We start from the raw sequence: 17,840 nt of genomic DNA, 5'->3' as shown, positions 1-17,840 counted from the left end.
CTTGTACGGCGTCACTTTCGAGTGACGCCGTACAAGGCTCAGGAACCGCAATGACCAAAGTCGACTTCTATATCCTGCCCAGCGCCGATCCATCAGCGCGGCTGGACTTTGCCTGCAAGCTCACCGAAAAAGCCTGGCGCATGGGGCACCGCATCTACCTGCATTGCAGCGATGCCGCCCAGCGTGACGACCTCGATGCACGCCTGTGGACGTTCAAAGGTGAAACCTTCGTACCTCACGGTCCCGCTGAAAGCGAACCGGACAGTTTGATTGTCCTGGGACTTGGCGATGACTGCGGTGCGCATCAGGATCTGCTGGTCAATCTCGACCTGAAAGTCCCGGCCTTTGCCAACAAATTCGCCCGAGTGGCGGAAGTGGTGGTGGAAGATCCGACGATTCGTGCGGCTGCGCGGGAGAGTTTCCGTTTCTACCGCGAACAGGGCTATCCTCTGCAAGATCACCGTTTACAGCGACTCTGAGCATTCCGATGGACACTCCAAAACCGCAGCAAAAGTCCGCGCACCTGCTGGATGACCTTGAGTCGATCCGCCAACTGCTCGGTGATGACAACCTGCAACCGCCGTTGCTGACCGACACGGTCCATGACGGTGATCAGGAACAGATTCCGATGTTGTTCGATAACGTTAGCGCCGCGCCGCAAGCCGTCGAACCGCCTCCCGCCCCTGCCGCCCAACCGGCAGCGGCCGCCAGCAAAGGCCCCGACGCCCTGCTGCACCTGGACAGCGAACTGCGCGCCGCCGCGCAATTGATCATGCAAGACGTGATCGACGACTTCGCTCCGCATATTGAAACCGAGATCAAACGTCGGCTGGATGCGCGGATGGAGCGGTTGCTCAGCCAGTACGAATAAGCATCTATCCCTGTGGGAGCGAGCCTGCTCGCGATTGCATAACCTCGGTCTCATGAAAGACCGAGGCGCCTGCATCGCGAGCAGGCTCGTTCCCACATTGATTTGCGCCACTGACAGAAAATGCGTGCTGTCCGCCCCTGCTCGCCCTATGCCCCATGCCCCGCTATACTTGCCGGCTTTTCCTGAATAAATGCCAATAGGGTCCCGCCGCGCATGGATAAGACCTACCAGCCGCACGCCATTGAAACTTCCTGGTACAACACCTGGGAGTCCGAGAATTACTTCGCCCCGCAAGGCGCGGGCGAGTCCTACACCATCATGATCCCGCCGCCGAACGTCACCGGCAGCCTGCACATGGGTCACGGCTTCAACAACGCGATCATGGATGCCCTGATCCGTTTCCGTCGCATGCAGGGTCGCAACACCCTGTGGCAGCCGGGCACCGACCACGCCGGTATCGCCACGCAAATGCTGGTGGAGCGTCAGCTCGAAGCCAAAGGCCAGAGCCGCCACGACCTGGGCCGCGAGAAATTTCTTGAGAAAATCTGGGAATGGAAAGATGAATCCGGCGGCAACATCAGCCGTCAGATCCGTCGCCTTGGCTCGTCCGTAGACTGGAGCCGTGAGCGCTTCACCATGGATGACGGCCTCTCGGAATCCGTTAAAGAAGCCTTCGTGCGCCTGCATGAAGACGGCCTGATCTACCGCGGCAAGCGCCTGGTCAACTGGGATACCAAGTTGCACACGGCGATTTCCGACCTCGAAGTGGAAAACCACGACGAGAAAGGTTTCCTGTGGAACCTGAAGTACCCGCTGGCCGACGGCGCCAAGACTGCTGAAGGCAACGATTACCTGATCGTCGCGACCACTCGCCCGGAAACCATGCTCGGCGACTCCGCCGTCGCGGTGAACCCGAACGATGAGCGCTATAAAGCCCTGATCGGCAAGTTTGTCGAGCTGCCACTGGTTGGCCGCCGCATCCCGATCATCGCCGACGATTACTGCGACCCTGAATTCGGCACCGGCTGCGTGAAAATCACCCCGGCCCACGACTTCAATGACTATGAAGTCGGCAAGCGCCACAACCTGCCGCTGCTGAACATCTTCGACAAGAACGCCGCCGTCCTGCCGGCCTGTCAGGTGTTTAACCTCGACGGCACGCTGAACGAAAGCATCGACGGCAAGATCCCGGCAGAATACGCTGGCCTCGACCGCTTCGAAGCGCGCAAGCAGATCGTTGCTGCGTTCGATGCGGCCGGCCTGCTGGTCAGCGTCGACGATCACAACCTGAAAGTGCCGAAAGGCGATCGCTCCGGCACCATCATCGAGCCGTGGCTGACCGACCAGTGGTACGTGTCGACCAAGCCATTGGCCGAGCCTGCGATTGCTGCCGTTGAAGACGGCCGCATCCAGTTCGTGCCAAAGCAATACGAAAACATGTACTTCTCGTGGATGCGCGACATCCAGGATTGGTGCATCAGTCGTCAGCTGTGGTGGGGCCACCGGATTCCGGCCTGGTACGACGAGTCGGGCAAAGTCTACGTCGGTCGCGACGAAGCCGAAGTACGTGCCAAGCACAACCTCGGCCCGGACGTTGCGTTGCAGCAGGACAACGACGTTCTCGACACTTGGTTCAGTTCGGGCCTGTGGACCTTCTCCACGCTCGGCTGGCCTGAGCAAACCGAGTTCCTGAAGAAATTCCACTCCACCGACGTGCTGGTGACCGGTTTCGACATCATTTTCTTCTGGGTTGCCCGGATGATCATGCTCACCATGCACTTGGTGAAGAACGAAGACGGCACGCCGCAGGTTCCGTTCAAGACCGTTTATGTTCACGGTCTGGTACGCGATGGCCTGGGCCAGAAGATGTCCAAGTCCAAGGGCAACGTCCTGGACCCGCTGGACATCATCGACGGTATCGAGCTGGAAGACCTGGTGCACAAACGCATCAACGGCCTGATGCAGCCGAAACTGGCGAAGAAGATCGAGAAGCAGACCCGCGACGAGTTCGCCGACGGCATCGCCAGCTACGGCACCGACGCTCTGCGCTTCACTTTCTGCTCGCTGGCGTCCACCGGTCGTGACATCAAGTTCGACATGGGCCGCGTCGAAGGCTATCGCAACTTCTGCAACAAGATCTGGAACGCCGCGCGTTACGTTCTGGACAAGGGCGAAGACTGCGGCCAGAACGGCGAAGCCTACGAACTGTCCCTGGCGGATCGCTGGATCATCTCGCAACTGCAACGCACCGAAGCCGAAGTGACCCGTCAACTCGACCAGTTCCGCTTCGACCTGGCGGCACAAGCCTTGTACGAGTTCATCTGGAACCAGTATTGCGACTGGTACCTGGAACTCTCCAAGCCTGTGCTGTGGGACGAAAACGCCCCGGTTGAACGCCAGCGCGGCACCCGCCGCACCCTGGTTCGGGTGCTGGAAGTCGCATTGCGTCTGGCGCACCCGTTCATGCCATTCATCACCGAAGAAATCTGGCAGCGCATCGCGCCGCTGGCCGGTATCGAAGGCAAGACGATCATGCTGCAACCTTGGCCTGTGGCCAACGAAGCACGCATCGATCAGGGCGCCGAAGATGACATCGAGTGGCTGAAGACGCTGATGCTCGGCACGCGCAACATTCGCGCCGAGATGAACATCGGTCCAGGCAAGCCGCTGAACCTGTTTCTGAAAAACGTCAGTGCCGAAGACCAGCGTCGTCTCACCGAGAACGAAGCGCTGCTGAAGAAGCTGGCGCGTCTGGAGTCGATCACGGTGTTGGCTGCTGGCGAAGAAGCACCGCTGTCCGCTACCGCTCTGGTTGGCGAGATGGAAGTGCTGGTGCCGATGGCCGGCCTGATCGACAAGGACGCCGAACTGGCGCGTCTGGACAAGGAAATCCTGCGTTTGCAGGGCGAAGTCCAGCGCGTGGGCGGCAAACTGTCCAACGCTGGTTTCGTTGACAAGGCCCCGGCTGAAGTCATCGACAAGGAACGCGCCAAATTGGCCGAAGCTGAACAGGCTTTGGGCAAGTTGGCGGAGCAACATGCGCGGATTGCCAGTTTGTAACTGCTAAATCGCAATGAAGGAGGGAGGCCCTGTGGCCTCCCTTTTTATGCCCGCCACATTCTCCCATGCTGTCCGCAGGAGCGAGGCTTGCCCGCGAAGAACGATAACGCGGTGTATCTTATTGACCGTGTCGCGGCCTTCGCGGGCAAGCCTCGCTCCTACAGGATCCCCGCGCGGCCATCGTCTGTGGGACAATGCCCCCCACTTTCAGCCATACCCGAATCGACCACACCCATGAACGCCCCCCGCACACCCCGCCCTGCGCGCAAGAAGCCTGACTCCGCCACCCCGGCCAACGCCGTGGAACCACGTCCGAAGGCCAGCCTGCACCCGCGCAACCGTCACCAGGGTCGTTACGACTTCCCGGAGCTGATCAAGAGCACGCCGGAACTGGCGAAGTTCGTGATCCTCAACCCGTATGGCAAGGAAAGCATCGACTTCGCCAGCCCTGACGCGGTGCGGGTGTTCAACCGGGCGCTGCTCAAGTCGTTCTACGGCGTGGCCCACTGGGACATCCCGGCTGACTACCTATGCCCACCGGTTCCGGGGCGTGCCGACTACGTGCACTTCCTGGCCGACCTGCTGGCCAGCGTCAACGACGGCGAGATCCCGCGTGGCGCTCCGGTCAAAGTGCTCGATATCGGCATGGGCGCCAACTGCGTTTATCCGCTGATCGGCTACAGCGACTACCGCTGGCACTTCCTCGGTTCGGAAATTGACCCTACGGCCGTGGCCGCCGCCAAAGCCATCGTCCAGTCCAACGGGCTGAACAAAGCCATCCAGCTGCGACTGCAAAGCAATCCCAAGCACATTCTGCTGGGCCTGCTCGAGCCCGGCGAACGCTTCGACCTGACCATGTGCAACCCGCCGTTCCACGCGTCGATGGACGAGGCCACCAAGGGCAGCGAGCGTAAATGGCGCGCCCTGGGCCGTGCCGACCCGAAACGCAAACTGCCGGTGCTGAACTTTGGCGGTCAATCCGCCGAATTGTGGTGTGAAGGTGGCGAAGCACGCTTTGTGACCCAACTGATCGCCGAAAGCGCGAGCTTCCAACACAAAGTGCTGTGGTTCAGCACGCTGGTGTCGAAAGCCTCGAACCTGCCAGCGATCCAGACCGCGCTGAAAAAGGCCGGCGTCCTGGAAAGCCAGGTCGTGGAAATGTCCCAAGGGCAGAAGCAAAGTCGCTTCGTTGCCTGGACCTTCCAGACCAAATCCGAGCAGCAAGTCTGGCGCGAGCGCTGGGTTCGCAAGGGCTGAGTCACTAGCGACGCAGATCAACTGTGGGAGCGGGCTTGCTCGCGAATACGGTCTAACATTCAACATTGATGCTGAATGTTAAGGCCCCTTCGCGAGCAAGCCCGCTCCCACATTGGTTTCGAGGTGTTTTAAGGGCCGAATCGCAGACACAAAAAAGCCGTGCCCGGATCACTCCGGTGCACGGCTTTTTTACTGCGTCTTACTTGTTAACAGCGTCGGTCAGGCCTTTGGCCACAACCAGCTTGATAACTTTCTTGGCAGCGATTTCGATGGCAGCGCCAGTCGAAGGGTTACGGCCAGTGCGGGCAGGACGCTCGGTCACTTTCAGTTTGCCGATACCCGGCAGAGTGATTTCGCCGCCGTTTTCCAGCTGATCGGCAACGATTTGGCCCAGTTGGTCCAGAGCGTTACGCGCGGTGGTTTTTGGCGCGTCGATAGCTTCAGCGATGTCGGCGATCAGTTGGTCTTTAGTAAGAGCCATGTAGTGTTCCTTCCCTATCAAATTCATATGGATTGCAGAGTGCAGTGTCAGCCATCGAGCCCGATCTTCTGGATCTGGCACCCTCGGCCATAACCGCGACGAGTCGGGGTTATAGATACCGAAATCAGGGTTTGGTTCGACCTGACAAATGCTGAATGCACGCTTAACGCAGTGACTTCGCGTAAGACGGGGCAAAACTAGCACAGAGACGGGGAAATATCCGCCTCTTGCTACCCATTTGGTCAGCTTTATTGCTCTAAACCGGTAAAAAACTGCATAAGGGCCATCGCGCACCGGCGATTTTGCCTTCCCGCCCCTGTAGGAGCTGCCGAAGGCTGCGATCTTTGGACTTTGATTTTAAAAAACAAGATCAAAAGATCGCAGCCTTCGGCAGCTCCTACAAAGGGGGCGTGCTGGCCTGTTTGCGGTACACTTGGCACTTTTTGGGGGAGCACGCCCTCCTCTCTTCAATCAGCCGAGAAGCCCATGCCGATCCGTCATTGCATCGTCCACCTGATCGACAAAAAACCCGACGGCACACCTGCAGTTCTTCACGCTCGCGACTCGGAACTTGCAGAGTCCACCGCCATCGAGAACATGCTCGCCGACCTCAACGAGAGCTACAACGCCAAACAAGGCAAGGCCTGGGGTTTCTTCCATGCCGAGTCCGGGGCGCATCCGTTCAGCGGCTGGCTGAAGGAATACCTCGACGGCGGCAAGGATTTCACGGCGTTCAGCCGGGTGGCGGTGGAACACCTGCAAAAGCTGATGGAGGAGTCGAACCTGTCGGTGGGCGGCCACGTGCTGTTTGCGCACTACCAGCAAGGCATGACCGATTACCTGGCCATCGCCCTGTTACACCATAGCGAAGGCGTTGCCGTGACCGAAGCGCTGGACGTCACCGCGTCCCGCCACCTTGATCTGGGCCAGTTGCACCTGGCGGCGCGGATCAACATTTCCGAGTGGCAGAACAACAAGCAATCCAAGCAGTACATTTCGTTTATCAAAGGTAAGAACGGCAAAAAGGTTTCGGAGTATTTCCGCGACTTCATCGGCTGCCAGGAAGGCGTCGACGGCCCCGGCGAAACCCGCACCTTGCTCAAAGCCTTCAGTGACTTCGTCGAAAGCGAAGACTTGCCGGAAGAGTCCGCCCGCGAGAAAACCAAAACCCTGGTTGATTACGCCAGCAGCCAAGCCAAACTCGGCGAGCCGATGGGCCTGGAAGAACTCTCGGAGCTGATCGACGAAGAACGCCCGAAAGCCTTCTACGATCACATCCGCAACAAGGATTACGGCCTGTCCCCGGAGATTCCGGCGGATAAGCGCACCCTGAACCAGTTCCGCCGCTTCACCGGGCGCGCTGAAGGGCTGTCCATCAGCTTTGAAGCGCACCTGCTGGGCTCGAAGATCGAATACGACGAAGAAGCCGGCACGCTGATCATCAAGGGCTTGCCGACCCAACTGACTGACCAGCTCAAGCGGCGCAACTGATGCTGAACGGCATCCTGAAGAAATTCCTGCTGATCCTGCTGGTGGTCGTGGTTTACCAGAACTGGGGCAAGATCGAGCGGTACATCCACCCGGCGCAAGTGGTGTCCGAGCAAACGCAGGCCAAGGCCAACGTCGTGCTCTACGCCACCGACTGGTGCGGCTACTGCAAGCTGACCAAGCGCTTTCTCGACCAGAAGGGGATTCCATACAAGGAATTCGATATCGAGAAGGACGCCGAGGCGCGCAAGGCCTATGAAGCGCTGGGTGGGCGTGGGATACCGTTGATCGACGTCAACGGCACATTGATTCGCGGGTATGACCCTGACGAAATTCTCGCCGCCCTGAAGTAAATCAATGCCTCACACAAAACCCGTAGGAGCGAGGCTTGCCCGCGAAGCTTTTAGCGCCAGTGATGACGCCTTCGCGGGCAAGCCTCGCTCCTACAGGGTTCAGTGTTTTTCGATCCGAAATCCGAACCGCGGAAAGTGCACATGCACCACACCCGCACGTTCGTCTTCACGGCGCAAAATCAATTCCTCACGCCCCGCAAACACCAGCTCACCCGCCACCGGATCAACACCATAGTCAGTGGCCGCGATCACCACCTGCTGGCCCACCTCAAACCCGTTAGGCTCATCGAACGACTCGCCCGGCAACGCAGCCGGCGTGGCATTGCGCGACACCTCCAGCGCCTCCTCGGCCGTCATCTCGCTAAACGCACCGTGACCAAAACCCATCACCCGACCCAACCACGCCGAAACCGCCGGATAGGCGTCAACCAACGGTGAAGTCACGGGCGTCGCCTTGAGGAACCACAGGCAGTGAGCCAGGGAAAAGTCGGCAATCGACGGCTCGCCAAACAGGAAGTCGCCCTGCTCGCGCTGAAGCTGTTGTTCGAGGCGCCCGATGATCGTCGGCCACTGGTGCCGAGCCTGCTCCGCCGACAACCGCGTAGCGCTGCCACCGCTGAACAACCCGGCACGATCGGCCAGGAACGCCTTGATCGCTTCCGGCGGCAATTTGCCGAAGCGCACTGCCACCGATTCCGGCTGGAACACCAGACTGAACTCGCATGCTGGAACACCACCGAATCCGCCCAGGCAGCGAAGGTCGCGGCGATCATCTCCTGACCTTCCGGGAAGAACGCCGGCAGAGCTTTCTCTTGCTCCAGGCGACGGGCGATCAGTGCGGTGTCGCAATAAATATCGGCGCCGATCTGCAACACCGGCGTCTTGCGGTAGCCGCCCGTGAGCGCGGTCAGATCGGGTTTTGGCATCACCGGCGAGATCTTCACCGAGCGCCAGGACAAGCCCTTGAAGCCCAGCAGCAGGCGAGCCTTTTCTGCAAAAGGGGACGTCGGGTAATTGTGAAGAATCAACTCTGACATGCTCGGCTCCAACCCACGGATAAGGAGTTCGCAGCTTAGCGCTCAATCGGTGAGCGGCCTACAGATCTGCTTTATGGGAACTGATCAGTCAGGTTGATAAGTGCCCACCAGGCACTCTTTGGCGCTTTTTTTGAGTTTTTTGATCAGCCGTTCCTGACGCAGCGCTTCGCTTTTATCGCGACAGACTTCGGTGTAGACCAGTGCCATGGCGGGGCTGGAGAGGAAAAACCGCGCGCCCTTGCCGCTTTGGTGCTTGGCAAAACGGCGCACCGGATCGTCGCTGATCCCGCAGTAGAGCGAACCATTGGCCGCGCGCACGAGGTAGACGAACCAGGGTTTGCTCACCGGGGTGTCGGCGGGGATTTCGCTGAGGGTGTTCACGTGGCGATCAAGGCTTGAAAGGAAACAAGCCGCGATCTTATCAGCGACTGGCCTGGAATGCCTTCAGCCCCTTCAAGGCCTGGGCGCGAACGGCGTTGCGCACCAGTGGCGTCCAGCCCAACAACAAGCCTTTTGTGCCCAGTGCCTGACGCGACCAACGCCACAGATCGAAGTTGTCGTGATGCTCGCAAATCTTGCCATCGCGAAACACGAAACGCGCCTGGATGTCGTTGATCACGATGTTGCCGGTCTGGCTGAACAAATACGTCGCCACCCAGTGAGCACCGCCCGTGCGCTCGTCGCTGCGCACGTTATCGAAAATCAGGGAAAAATCTTTGGCCCGAGTGGTGAGCATGCGCCACATGTCGCCGGCGTCACGGCCGCGCAACTCGCCGAACGCCGGATCACTAAACACCACGTCGTCGGTGTAGCAGGCAGCCATGGCATCGGCATCCAACCGCTGGAAGGCCTGGTAGAACCGGGTGATCAGGGCGTTGTGGACATCACTCATGGGCAGGCTCCGTTCGCAAAATGGCTTCAAAAGATTGCCTGCACGATAGTCTGCAAATGATCGCAAAACCACCGGCATTCGTGGGCCGAATGCCAGTAGTGCGCGGATTCAGACTTTTTCGCTGGTTACCTGAACGTACAGCGAACGCCCGGCACCGAGCCCGGCGATGATCGCGCCCAAACCGATGATGCCGAAGATCCAGCCCAGCGCGTTCCAGCCGCCGGTCCAGTCGTGCACGATGCCGACGGCGAACGGGCCCATGGACGCCAGGGTGTAACCGAAGCCCTGGGCCATGCTCGACAGGTTGGCGGCGACATGCGCGTCACGTGAGCGCAGCACGATCAGCGTCAGTGCGAGGCTGAACGTACCGCCCTGCCCCAGACCCAGCAGGATCGCCCAACCCCACAGACCTTCGATCGGCGCGTAGAGGCAACCGAACAAACCGCCGAGGGTCAGCAGCATGACCACGACGATCGCCAGTCGCTGGTCCTTGCCGCGTGTTGCCAACCACGGTGCGGCGAGGGAGCTGGCCAATTGAATGATCACCGAACCCGACAGCACCAGACCGGCCTGAGTCGGCGTCAGTCCACGGCCAATCAGGATCGACGGCAACCAGCCGAACACGATGTAGGCCAGCGACGATTGCAGGCCCATGTAAAGCGTTACTTGCCAGGCCAACGGATCACGCAGCAGACCGCGGACGCGGTAGGCAACGTTGTGCGAGCCATGTTTTTGCCCCACTTGCGGCAACCAGAAAATCGCCGCGACCAGCGCCGGCACCACCCAAAACCCCAGGCCCAATGCCCAGCTCTTGTCGAAATGTTCGCTCAACGGCACGGTCGCGCCCGCCGCCGAAGTCGCCGCTGCCCAGACACAGGGCCATGGTGTAGACACCGGTCATGGTCCCGGCCTGTTTCGGGAAGTCGCGCTTGACGATCCCCGGCAGCAATACGCCAATCACACCGATGCTGGCCCCGGCCAGAACGCTGCCGGCAAACAGCCCGACTTCACCGAAGGAGCTGCGCAGGATGATCCCGCCGGCCAGCACCAGCAGAATCCCGAGCACCACTCGCTCGGCACCAAAACGTCGCGCCAAAATCGGCGCTAGCGGTGCGAACAAGCCGAGGCAGAGTACCGGTAATGTGGTCAGCAAACCGGCCTGAGCAGCCGACAAACCAAGCGTCTTCGACACTTCACTGAGCATCGGCGCCATGCTCGACAGCGCCGGGCGCAGGTTCAGCGCCACCAGGATCAGCCCCAGTAACAACAGCCACGGCCGACGCAGGATCGGGTGACTTTGCTGGACCTGTTCGTCATCGGCCTCGGCGTCGATCAGCAGCTCTTCGAGCTCTGCCGTGCGCTTGGGCTGCGTGATGTTGCTGTGATTGGCAGGCATGGTTTTCTCGGTTTCAAGGTTCATTGATCAACTGCCTCGACAGGGCTTTGGCCCGTTCCGGGTCACGTTGCTCGACGGCATCCAGCAGTTCGATATGCAGATCGAACACCTCTTGGCGTCGCGGGGAAATATTCAGGGTCTTGCGCAGTTGCGCGCCGATGATGCTGGAGAAGTAGCGATACAACTCGCTGAGGGTCGGGTTGTGTGCGGCGTCCACCAGACGGCGGTGGAACACCAGGTCGCAGGCGATGTAGCTGTCGAGATCGCCGTGGTAATGACTACCGCTGACGCCCAAGGCTTCGCGCAGCGCCGCCAGGTCTTCGTCGGTACGGCGCAATGCCGCCAGGCCGATGGCTTCGACTTCCAGAATGTGCCGGGTTTCCCGGGCTTGTTCGTGGGTGCAGCGGGACAGCGCTTTCATCGTGTCCAACGGATCGAATACGGCCCGCAGGTAACTACCGTCGCCCTGGCGGATTTCGATCAACCCGGAAAACGCCAACACCCGCATGGCTTCGCGCACGGTGTTACGGCTGATGCCCAGCTCGGCGGACAGCTCGGGCTCTGTGGGTAGGCGCTGACCAACCACCCAAACACCTTCGGTGATGCGCTGACGTAACAGGTCCAAGGCCTGATCGACCAAGGATCGCTTAACGAGTGGAGAAATGTCTGACATAGGATTCGCCCTTTCATCCAATCATAGGATGAATTTTCTGACATGTTAGTCAGCATCTTCCGAGAGGACAAGCGCCTAGGGTTAAAGGGCAGGAAATGGAGCGGGATTCTCGATTGTCAAAATTACCCTTAAAGGGTAATTTTATGTTCAAGGTTGAAGTGTCTTATGGAAAAGAACACACCTCATTACGACTTGTCAGTGGTGAAGGCGCAAGCGATCAGACTGGGAACCAGGGCATTTACGGGCACCGCCCGCGAAGGCGGTCGCAGAATGGACTTGAGTCTTTCTCAAATGCTGCGAATCGTTTACTCGCTGGAGTACAGGATGTTGCACAAATCGATGACCACCTGCGCCGACCATCGCATCTGGCAGGACGTGTACCACATCAAGACTCACGGTCTGGAGATCCGCATCAAAGTGACTTATCGCCCGGGTGGTGGGCCACCGATTATCTCCTTCAAGGAGAAAGACGCATGAATACAAAGCAATGCTTCAGCTGCGGCACCCATGACGGGCTGCAACATTTCGAGCCGCGCAGCATTACCATCGACTTCAAACAAATGACCCGTCAGGTTGAGGATATTTCAGGCTGGGAATGCAGGGTTTGCGGTGAAATCGAATTCGATGACGGCAGTGCCGAGCGCTACTCGGACGCTAGCGATCAGTTGCTGATGGACTGCCGTCAGCTCCTGGCAAACGAGATGAAACGCATACGGCGCAAACTGCACCTCACGCAAAAAGACGCGGTGAAGTTGCTGTCTGGCGGCGGGCACAATGCATTTTCCCGCTACGAGCGTGGCGAACTTGCCCCGCCTCAGCCGCTGTTTACGCTGATGCGCCTGCTTGATCGGCATCCGCACCTGATGGCCGAAGTGCATGCGCTGAGTGATGGTGAGGATTTGCGTCAGTTACTCGCCAAGCGCGACACAGCACCCGCTTCGTAGGGGGATGTGTTCGGCGATAAATCCCAGGCAAAAATAAACCCGGAACACGTCCGGGTTTATTTCAACGCCTGTGCAGGATCAATGCAGGATCTGGCTCAGGAACAGCTTGGTACGATCATTCTGTGGATTATCGAAGAAGTCGTTCGGCGCAGCCTGTTCGACGATTTCGCCCTTGTCCATGAAGATCACGCGGTTGGCCACGGTGCGGGCGAAGCCCATTTCGTGGGTTACGCAGAGCATGGTCATGCCGTCTTCGGCCAGGCCGATCATGGTGTCGAGAACCTCTTTCACCATTTCCGGGTCGAGTGCCGACGTTGGTTCGTCGAACAGCATGATTTTCGGTTTCATGCACAGGGCACGGGCAACGCCGACGCGCTGTTGCTGGCCGCCGGACAGTTGCCCCGGGAATTTATGCGCCTGCTCCGGAATGCGGACGCGTTCCAGGTAGTGCATGGCGATTTCTTCGGCCTTGCGTTTCGGCATCTTGCGCACCCACATCGGTGCCAGGGTGCAGTTCTGCAGGATGGTCATGTGCGGGAACAGGTTGAAGCGCTGGAACACCATGCCGACTTCGCGGCGGATCGCTTCGATCTGCTTGAGGTCGTTGGTCAGTTCCACGCCATCGACCACGATGCGGCCCTGCTGGTGTTCTTCCAGGCGATTGAGGCAACGAATGGTGGTCGACTTGCCGGAACCCGAAGGGCCGCACAGGACGATACGCTCGCCCTGCTTGACGTTCAGGTTGATGTCTTTCAACACGTGGAACTGGCCGTACCACTTGTTAACGCCCTGCATCTGAATAATGCCTTCAGGGCTCACAGGCTGTTTGATCGCTTCACTCATAAACTACGCTCCTAACGCTTGTGGCCAGTGTCCAGCTTACGTTCCAAATGCATGGAGTAGCGGGACATACCAAAACAGAAAATCCAGAACACCAGGGCCGCGAACACATAACCTTCGGTGGCCATGCCCAACCATTTCGGGTCGGCGGCGGCTTGCTTGACGCTGTTGAGCAGGTCGAACAGGCCGATGATGATCACCAGGCTTGTGTCCTTGAACAGCGCAATGAAGGTGTTGACGATGCCAGGGATTACCAGCTTAAGGGCTTGCGGTAGAATCACCAGGCCCATGCTGCGCCAGTAACCGAGGCCCATCGCCGCAGCCGCTTCGTACTGACCTTTAGGGATCGCTTGCAGACCACCGCGCACCACTTCGGCCACGTAGGCCGACTGGAACAGGATCACGCCGATCAGCGCCCGCAGCAGTTTGTCGAAGTTCATGCCTTCAGGCAGGAACAACGGCAGCATCACAGAGGACATGAACAGCACCGTGATCAACGGCACGCCGCGCCAGAACTCGATGAAGGTCACGCAGACCACTCGAATCGCCGGCATGTTCGAACGACGCCCCAACGCCAGGATGATCCCCAGCGGCAGCGCACCGGCGATACCGACGGTAGCGATCACCAGGGTCAGCATCAGGCCGCCCCACTGACTGGTCGCGACATTGGTCAGGCCAAAGATCCCACCATGCAACAGGAAGTAGGAAATGATCGGGAACGCCACCAGAAAACTCAGGCCGTACACCGCTTTACGGTGAAAACGCGAGATAAACAGTGGTGCCACGCCGATAACCGCCAGCCACACGGTCAGGTCGACGCGCCAGCGCAGTTCCGGCGGGTAGTAGCCGTACATGAACTGGCCGAAACGCTGCTGGATAAACACCCAGCAAGCGCCTTCCTTGGTGCAGTCGGCGCGGGTAGTACCGACCCAATTGGCGTCCAGGATCGCCCAATGCAGCAGCGGTGGAACGATCAGGTAAATCAGGTAGAACGCGAACAGAGTCAGCAGGGTGTTGATCCAGCTGGAGAACATGTTGGCGCGCATCCACGCCACCACACCGATGCTACGGCTCGGTGGTGGCATGTCAGGTTTGAAAGTATGGGATGTCATGCGCGTTTCCTCACCGTTCGATCAGCGCAATGCGCTTGTTGTACCAGTTCATCAGCAGGGAAATGCTGATACTGATCGCCAGGTACACGCTCATGGTGATGGCAATAACCTCGATCGCCTGCCCGGTCTGGTTCAGCACCGTACCGGCAAACAACGACACCATTTCCGGATAACCGATACCGGCCGCCAGCGAGGAGTTCTTCGCCAGGTTCAGGTATTGGCTGGTCAGTGGCGGGATGATCACGCGCAGAGCTTGCGGGATGATCACCTTGCGCAGGGTCGGACCGTTGCGCAGCCCGAGGGAGCGTGCCGCTTCGGTCTGGCCGTGGCTGACCGACTTGATGCCCGAACGCACGATCTCGGCGATGAACGCCGCGGTGTACACGGTCAGGGCCAAGGTCAGCGCCAGCAGTTCCGGGATCAATACCCAGCCACCAACGAAGTTGAAGCCTTGCAGCTTCGGCATTTCCCAGTGCAACGGGGCACCGAAGATCAGCGCGCACAAAGCCGGGATCACCACGATGATCGCCAGGCCCACCCAGAACTTGTGGAACGGTACGCCTGTGGCTTCGAAACGCTTGTTGGCCCAGCGGCACATCATCACGATGGCAACGATGGCTATCACCACGCTGATCGCGAATGCCCAGAACCCGCTCGACATTTGCGCGGCCGGCATGTTCAGGCCACGACTGCTGACGAAGAAGGTGTCGCCAAAGTTGTGACTGGCACGCGGCCCCGGCATGGTCAGGAACACCGCGAAGTACCAGAACAGGATTTGCAGCAGCGGCGGAATGTTACGGAAGACTTCCACGTAAACCGTCGCCAGCTTGCTGACGATCCAGTTCGGTGACAGCCGTGCCACGCCAACGATGAAACCGAGGAGGGTCGCCAGAACCACACCAATGACGGTCACCAGCAACGTGTTAAGCAGGCCAATGACAAACACCCGGGCATACGTGTCCGATTCGGTGTAGTCGATCAGGTGTTGTGCGATGCCGAACCCGGCACTGCGATCCAGAAAGCTGAAGCCGGAGGTAATGCCCCGGTGTTGAAGGTTGGTTTGCGTATTATTGAACAGATACCAGCCCATCGCGACGACCGCGACAATCGTGATGATCTGGAAGAGCCACGCACGCACTTTTGGATCGCTGAGGCTGAACCTCTGCTTTGGTGCGCCGATTGATTTTTGCATGAAGTGCCCCGCAAAGAATGGAACAGAACATCACCCGGTGGTTGGCCCACCGGGTGATAGAACCATCAGCGCACTGGTGGTGCGTATTGAATGCCGCCGTTGGTCCACAGCGCGTTCAGGCCACGGTCGATTTCCAGCGGAGTGCTCTTGCCGAGGTTTTTCTCGAAGATTTCGCCGTAGTTACCGACTTGGGAAACGATCTTGACGACCCAGTCCTTCGGCAGTTTCAGGTCTTTGCCGTATTCACCGTCGCCACCCAGCAGACGAGCAACATCCGGGTTCTTGGTGGACTTGGCTTCTTCCAGAACGTTTTTCGAAGTGATACCGGCTTCTTCGGCGTTCAGCATTGCGTAGCCAACCCAGCGAACGATCGCCAGCCACTCGTCATCGCCATTACGCACGACAGGGCCCAGCGGTTCTTTGGAGATGGTTTCCGGCAGTACGACGTAGTCTTTTGGCGAAGCCAGTTTGCTGCGCTGTGCGTACAGCTGCGACTTGTCGGAGGTCAGCACGTCGCAACGACCGGACTCCAGCGACTTGGCGCTTTCATCGGAGGTGTCGAAAGTGATCGGGGTGTACTTCAGGTTGTTGGCGCGGAAGTAGTCGGACACGTTCAGCTCGGTGGTGGTACCGGCTTGAATACAGATGGTTGCGCCATCCAGTTCCTTGGCACTTTTCACGCCCAGCTTGCTGTTGGCCAGGAAGCCAACGCCGTCGTAATAGGTAATGAAGCCAGGGAATTTCAAGCCCATGCCCGCGTCACGGGAGCTAGTCATGGTGGTGTTACGCGAAAGGATGTCGATTTCGCCGGACTGCAACGCGGTGAAGCGCTCCTTGGCGTTCAACTGGCTGAATTTAACCTTGGTAGCGTCGCCGAAAACGGCAGCTGCCACAGCGCGGCAGACGTCAGCGTCGATCCCGAGGATCTTGCCGGTGGAGTCCGGAACCGAGAAGCCCGGCAAACCGTCACTCACGCCGCACTGTACGAAACCTTTCTTCTGCACTGCATCCAGGGTTGCACCCGCCTGAGCGAACCCGCTGACACCGAGCACTGCAGCAGCAGTCACGATAGCCAGGGTGGATTTCAACATTTTCATTCAAACCTCCAGTTTTGCTCTTGTTGTGTCGGAGCGTGAGTCCCGTCGCACCCTTTTGAGGCGTTGTTGACCCGTGTTGGCTTTTTTGGGGTCAACCGACGTAAGACTTTAGCTATGAGTCTAGTAGGAGAAAATCCACATCATGGATTACTCACTTCTCACCAATCGGCCGAACGGGCTGTAGCCCTTTCACGTTCGCTAAGCCCGTAACGGCCACTGGCGAACATCCATCACCGGATTCTTTGCTATCCCGTCGTCAGCAGTACACTGATAGTGTTACCGCCAGGTACGAGATTGGTTGCACAGGTTTTTCCATAGCAAAGCCCGTACCACACCGGACGCTTAAGCGATTCAGCGACAGGTCAATAGCAAAACTTGTAGCCTTGCGACATCTTCTTAACTGATCAACACGGTACGCACTCACATCACGCACTTAATGAGAGCGCCCGCACATTATTGGAGCAACCATGACCCAGCCCTTGATTCTTCAGCCCGGCAAGCCCGTAGACGCCTGCGTTATCTGGCTGCACGGCCTGGGCGCCGATCGCTATGACTTTCTGCCAGTGGCCGAAGCCCTGCAGGAAAGCTTGTTGACCACTCGTTTCGTTCTGCCACAAGCACCGACTCGCGCTGTCACTATCAACGGCGGCTACGAGATGCCGAGCTGGTACGACATATTGGCCATGAACCCGGCGCGCGCCATCAGTCTTGAGCAGTTGGACGAGTCGGCAAAAATGGTGATTGAACTGATTGAAGAGCAGCGAGCCAGCGGAATAGACGCCTCGCGGATCTTCCTGGCCGGTTTTTCCCAAGGTGGCGCCGTGGTCTTGCACAGCGCTTTCCTGAAATGGCAGGGAGCCCTGGGTGGCGTACTCGCCCTCTCTACTTATGCGCCGACATTCAGTGATGAACTGGAGCTTTCAGCCAGCCAGCAGCGCATTCCCGTTCTTTGCTTGCACGGCCAGTACGATGACGTGGTTCAGAACGCCATGGGTCGCAGTGCTTATGAGCATTTAAAGCTGCGTGGTGTCACCGTGACATGGCAAGAATACCCAATGGGTCACGAAGTGTTACCCGAAGAAATTCGCGACATTGGCGTCTGGCTGGCCGAGCGTTTGCGTTAACTCTTTATATGAAAAGAACCTCC

General features: G+C 58.8%; 17 protein-coding genes and 2 pseudogenes. 9 read left to right on the top strand and 10 right to left on the bottom strand.

Features of this window, described 5'->3' with window-relative positions; translation table 11 throughout:
- Positions 1–50: 50 nt before the first annotated feature.
- The 4 genes from RHM58_RS14040 (at position 51) to rlmF (ending at position 5,188) form a co-directional block, all read left to right on the top strand.
- Complete coding sequence (locus RHM58_RS14040) at positions 51–479, top strand: DNA polymerase III subunit chi (protein ID WP_201200843.1); 429 nt, start codon at positions 51–53, stop codon at positions 477–479.
- 8 nt (positions 480–487) lie between these two features.
- Positions 488–871, top strand: a complete 384-nt coding sequence (locus tag RHM58_RS14035) for a DNA polymerase III subunit chi (protein WP_322270598.1) — start codon at positions 488–490, stop codon at positions 869–871.
- Positions 872–1,084: 213 nt separating this feature from the next.
- Complete coding sequence (locus RHM58_RS14030) at positions 1,085–3,931, top strand: valine--tRNA ligase (protein WP_322270597.1); 2,847 nt, start codon at positions 1,085–1,087, stop codon at positions 3,929–3,931.
- A 234-nt stretch (positions 3,932–4,165) separates the two neighbouring features.
- Positions 4,166–5,188: a 23S rRNA (adenine(1618)-N(6))-methyltransferase RlmF gene (gene rlmF, locus RHM58_RS14025; RefSeq protein WP_322270596.1), complete on the top strand. Its 1,023-nt coding sequence runs from the start codon at positions 4,166–4,168 to the stop codon at positions 5,186–5,188.
- Between the two features lie 199 nt (positions 5,189–5,387).
- Here rlmF and RHM58_RS14020 read toward each other — a convergent pair whose 3' ends face one another.
- Positions 5,388–5,669 (bottom strand): HU family DNA-binding protein, encoded by a 282-nt coding sequence (locus RHM58_RS14020; protein ID WP_007905514.1) that lies wholly within the window; start codon positions 5,667–5,669, stop codon positions 5,388–5,390.
- Between the two features lie 486 nt (positions 5,670–6,155).
- Between RHM58_RS14020 and yejK the strand changes: the two genes are divergently transcribed.
- Both yejK and RHM58_RS14010 read left to right on the top strand, forming a co-directional pair.
- On the top strand, positions 6,156–7,160 hold the full coding sequence (gene yejK / locus RHM58_RS14015; RefSeq protein WP_201200832.1) for a nucleoid-associated protein YejK: 1,005 nt from the start codon (positions 6,156–6,158) through the stop codon (positions 7,158–7,160).
- Positions 7,160–7,510: a glutaredoxin family protein gene (locus tag RHM58_RS14010; RefSeq protein WP_201200831.1), complete on the top strand. Its 351-nt coding sequence runs from the start codon at positions 7,160–7,162 to the stop codon at positions 7,508–7,510. The genes yejK and RHM58_RS14010 overlap by 1 nt, the downstream gene beginning before the upstream one ends.
- A 99-nt stretch (positions 7,511–7,609) precedes the next feature.
- On the opposite strand, the pseudogene RHM58_RS14005 reads toward RHM58_RS14010, so the two are convergent.
- The 5 genes and pseudogenes from RHM58_RS14005 to RHM58_RS13985 all read right to left on the bottom strand — a co-directional run bounded on the left by RHM58_RS14005 (position 7,610) and on the right by RHM58_RS13985 (position 11,508).
- A pseudogene (locus RHM58_RS14005) lies at positions 7,610–8,547 on the bottom strand (glutathione S-transferase family protein).
- A gap of 84 nt (positions 8,548–8,631) precedes the next feature.
- Positions 8,632–8,928 carry a GIY-YIG nuclease family protein gene (locus tag RHM58_RS14000; RefSeq protein ID WP_322270595.1) on the bottom strand — a complete coding sequence of 99 codons (297 nt, stop codon included), beginning with the start codon at positions 8,926–8,928 and terminating at the stop codon, positions 8,632–8,634.
- A gap of 40 nt (positions 8,929–8,968) precedes the next feature.
- Positions 8,969–9,439 (bottom strand): nuclear transport factor 2 family protein, encoded by a 471-nt coding sequence (locus RHM58_RS13995; RefSeq protein WP_322270594.1) that lies wholly within the window; start codon positions 9,437–9,439, stop codon positions 8,969–8,971.
- Between the two features lie 108 nt (positions 9,440–9,547).
- A pseudogene (locus RHM58_RS13990) lies at positions 9,548–10,859 on the bottom strand (CynX/NimT family MFS transporter).
- Positions 10,849–11,508, bottom strand: coding sequence for a FadR/GntR family transcriptional regulator (locus RHM58_RS13985; protein WP_322270593.1), 660 nt, complete (start codon positions 11,506–11,508; stop codon positions 10,849–10,851). The pseudogene RHM58_RS13990 and the gene RHM58_RS13985 overlap by 11 nt, the downstream one beginning before the upstream one ends.
- A gap of 165 nt (positions 11,509–11,673) precedes the next feature.
- Between RHM58_RS13985 and RHM58_RS13980 the strand changes: the two genes are divergently transcribed.
- Together RHM58_RS13980 and RHM58_RS13975 are read left to right on the top strand one after the other, a co-directional pair.
- Positions 11,674–11,985, top strand: coding sequence for a type II toxin-antitoxin system MqsR family toxin (locus RHM58_RS13980; protein WP_201255851.1), 312 nt, complete (start codon positions 11,674–11,676; stop codon positions 11,983–11,985).
- Complete coding sequence (locus tag RHM58_RS13975; RefSeq protein ID WP_322270592.1) at positions 11,982–12,452, top strand: type II toxin-antitoxin system MqsA family antitoxin; 471 nt, start codon at positions 11,982–11,984, stop codon at positions 12,450–12,452. The genes RHM58_RS13980 and RHM58_RS13975 overlap by 4 nt, the downstream gene beginning before the upstream one ends.
- Positions 12,453–12,530: 78 nt before the next feature.
- Here RHM58_RS13975 and RHM58_RS13970 read toward each other — a convergent pair whose 3' ends face one another.
- From RHM58_RS13970 to RHM58_RS13955, 4 genes are all read right to left on the bottom strand, one after another.
- Positions 12,531–13,295: an amino acid ABC transporter ATP-binding protein gene (locus tag RHM58_RS13970; RefSeq protein WP_322270591.1), complete on the bottom strand. Its 765-nt coding sequence runs from the start codon at positions 13,293–13,295 to the stop codon at positions 12,531–12,533.
- Between the two features lie 11 nt (positions 13,296–13,306).
- Positions 13,307–14,404 (bottom strand): amino acid ABC transporter permease, encoded by a 1,098-nt coding sequence (locus RHM58_RS13965; protein ID WP_201200819.1) that lies wholly within the window; start codon positions 14,402–14,404, stop codon positions 13,307–13,309.
- 10 nt (positions 14,405–14,414) lie between these two features.
- A complete protein-coding gene (locus RHM58_RS13960) occupies positions 14,415–15,596 on the bottom strand; it encodes an amino acid ABC transporter permease (protein ID WP_201200817.1) in 1,182 nt (393 codons plus the stop codon).
- Positions 15,597–15,661: 65 nt separating this feature from the next.
- Entirely contained in the window at positions 15,662–16,693 is a 1,032-nt protein-coding gene (locus RHM58_RS13955; protein WP_201200815.1) for an amino acid ABC transporter substrate-binding protein, read from the bottom strand.
- A 467-nt stretch (positions 16,694–17,160) separates the two neighbouring features.
- Here RHM58_RS13955 and RHM58_RS13950 point away from each other — a divergent pair, with 467 nt between their 5' ends.
- Positions 17,161–17,817, top strand: coding sequence for an alpha/beta hydrolase (locus tag RHM58_RS13950; protein ID WP_201200813.1), 657 nt, complete (start codon positions 17,161–17,163; stop codon positions 17,815–17,817).
- Positions 17,818–17,840: the final 23 nt, after the last annotated feature.

Origin of the sequence: Pseudomonas sp. 10S4 (assembly GCF_034344865.1) — a bacterium.
Taxonomy (GTDB): domain Bacteria; phylum Pseudomonadota; class Gammaproteobacteria; order Pseudomonadales; family Pseudomonadaceae; genus Aquipseudomonas.
Note: the sequence above shows the minus strand (reverse complement) of the source record. Positions and strands in the feature narration are given on the sequence as shown.

What these genes read in the sequence shown, in the direction of transcription:
- RHM58_RS14040 (WP_201200843.1), top strand. Translation starts at nt 51, where the DNA reads ATGACCAAAGTCGACTTCTATATCCTGCCCAGCGCCGATCCATCAGCG.
- RHM58_RS14035 (WP_322270598.1), top strand. Translation starts at nt 488, where the DNA reads ATGGACACTCCAAAACCGCAGCAAAAGTCCGCGCACCTGCTGGATGAC.
- RHM58_RS14030 (WP_322270597.1), top strand. Translation starts at nt 1,085, where the DNA reads ATGGATAAGACCTACCAGCCGCACGCCATTGAAACTTCCTGGTACAAC.
- rlmF (WP_322270596.1), top strand. Translation starts at nt 4,166, where the DNA reads ATGAACGCCCCCCGCACACCCCGCCCTGCGCGCAAGAAGCCTGACTCC.
- RHM58_RS14020 (WP_007905514.1), bottom strand. Translation starts at nt 5,669, where the DNA reads ATGGCTCTTACTAAAGACCAACTGATCGCCGACATCGCTGAAGCTATC.
- yejK (WP_201200832.1), top strand. Translation starts at nt 6,156, where the DNA reads ATGCCGATCCGTCATTGCATCGTCCACCTGATCGACAAAAAACCCGAC.
- RHM58_RS14010 (WP_201200831.1), top strand. Translation starts at nt 7,160, where the DNA reads ATGCTGAACGGCATCCTGAAGAAATTCCTGCTGATCCTGCTGGTGGTC.
- RHM58_RS13995 (WP_322270594.1), bottom strand. Translation starts at nt 9,439, where the DNA reads ATGAGTGATGTCCACAACGCCCTGATCACCCGGTTCTACCAGGCCTTC.
- RHM58_RS13985 (WP_322270593.1), bottom strand. Translation starts at nt 11,508, where the DNA reads ATGTCAGACATTTCTCCACTCGTTAAGCGATCCTTGGTCGATCAGGCC.
- RHM58_RS13980 (WP_201255851.1), top strand. Translation starts at nt 11,674, where the DNA reads ATGGAAAAGAACACACCTCATTACGACTTGTCAGTGGTGAAGGCGCAA.
- RHM58_RS13975 (WP_322270592.1), top strand. Translation starts at nt 11,982, where the DNA reads ATGAATACAAAGCAATGCTTCAGCTGCGGCACCCATGACGGGCTGCAA.
- RHM58_RS13970 (WP_322270591.1), bottom strand. Translation starts at nt 13,295, where the DNA reads ATGAGTGAAGCGATCAAACAGCCTGTGAGCCCTGAAGGCATTATTCAG.
- RHM58_RS13965 (WP_201200819.1), bottom strand. Translation starts at nt 14,404, where the DNA reads ATGACATCCCATACTTTCAAACCTGACATGCCACCACCGAGCCGTAGC.
- RHM58_RS13960 (WP_201200817.1), bottom strand. Translation starts at nt 15,596, where the DNA reads ATGCAAAAATCAATCGGCGCACCAAAGCAGAGGTTCAGCCTCAGCGAT.
- RHM58_RS13955 (WP_201200815.1), bottom strand. Translation starts at nt 16,693, where the DNA reads ATGAAAATGTTGAAATCCACCCTGGCTATCGTGACTGCTGCTGCAGTG.
- RHM58_RS13950 (WP_201200813.1), top strand. Translation starts at nt 17,161, where the DNA reads ATGACCCAGCCCTTGATTCTTCAGCCCGGCAAGCCCGTAGACGCCTGC.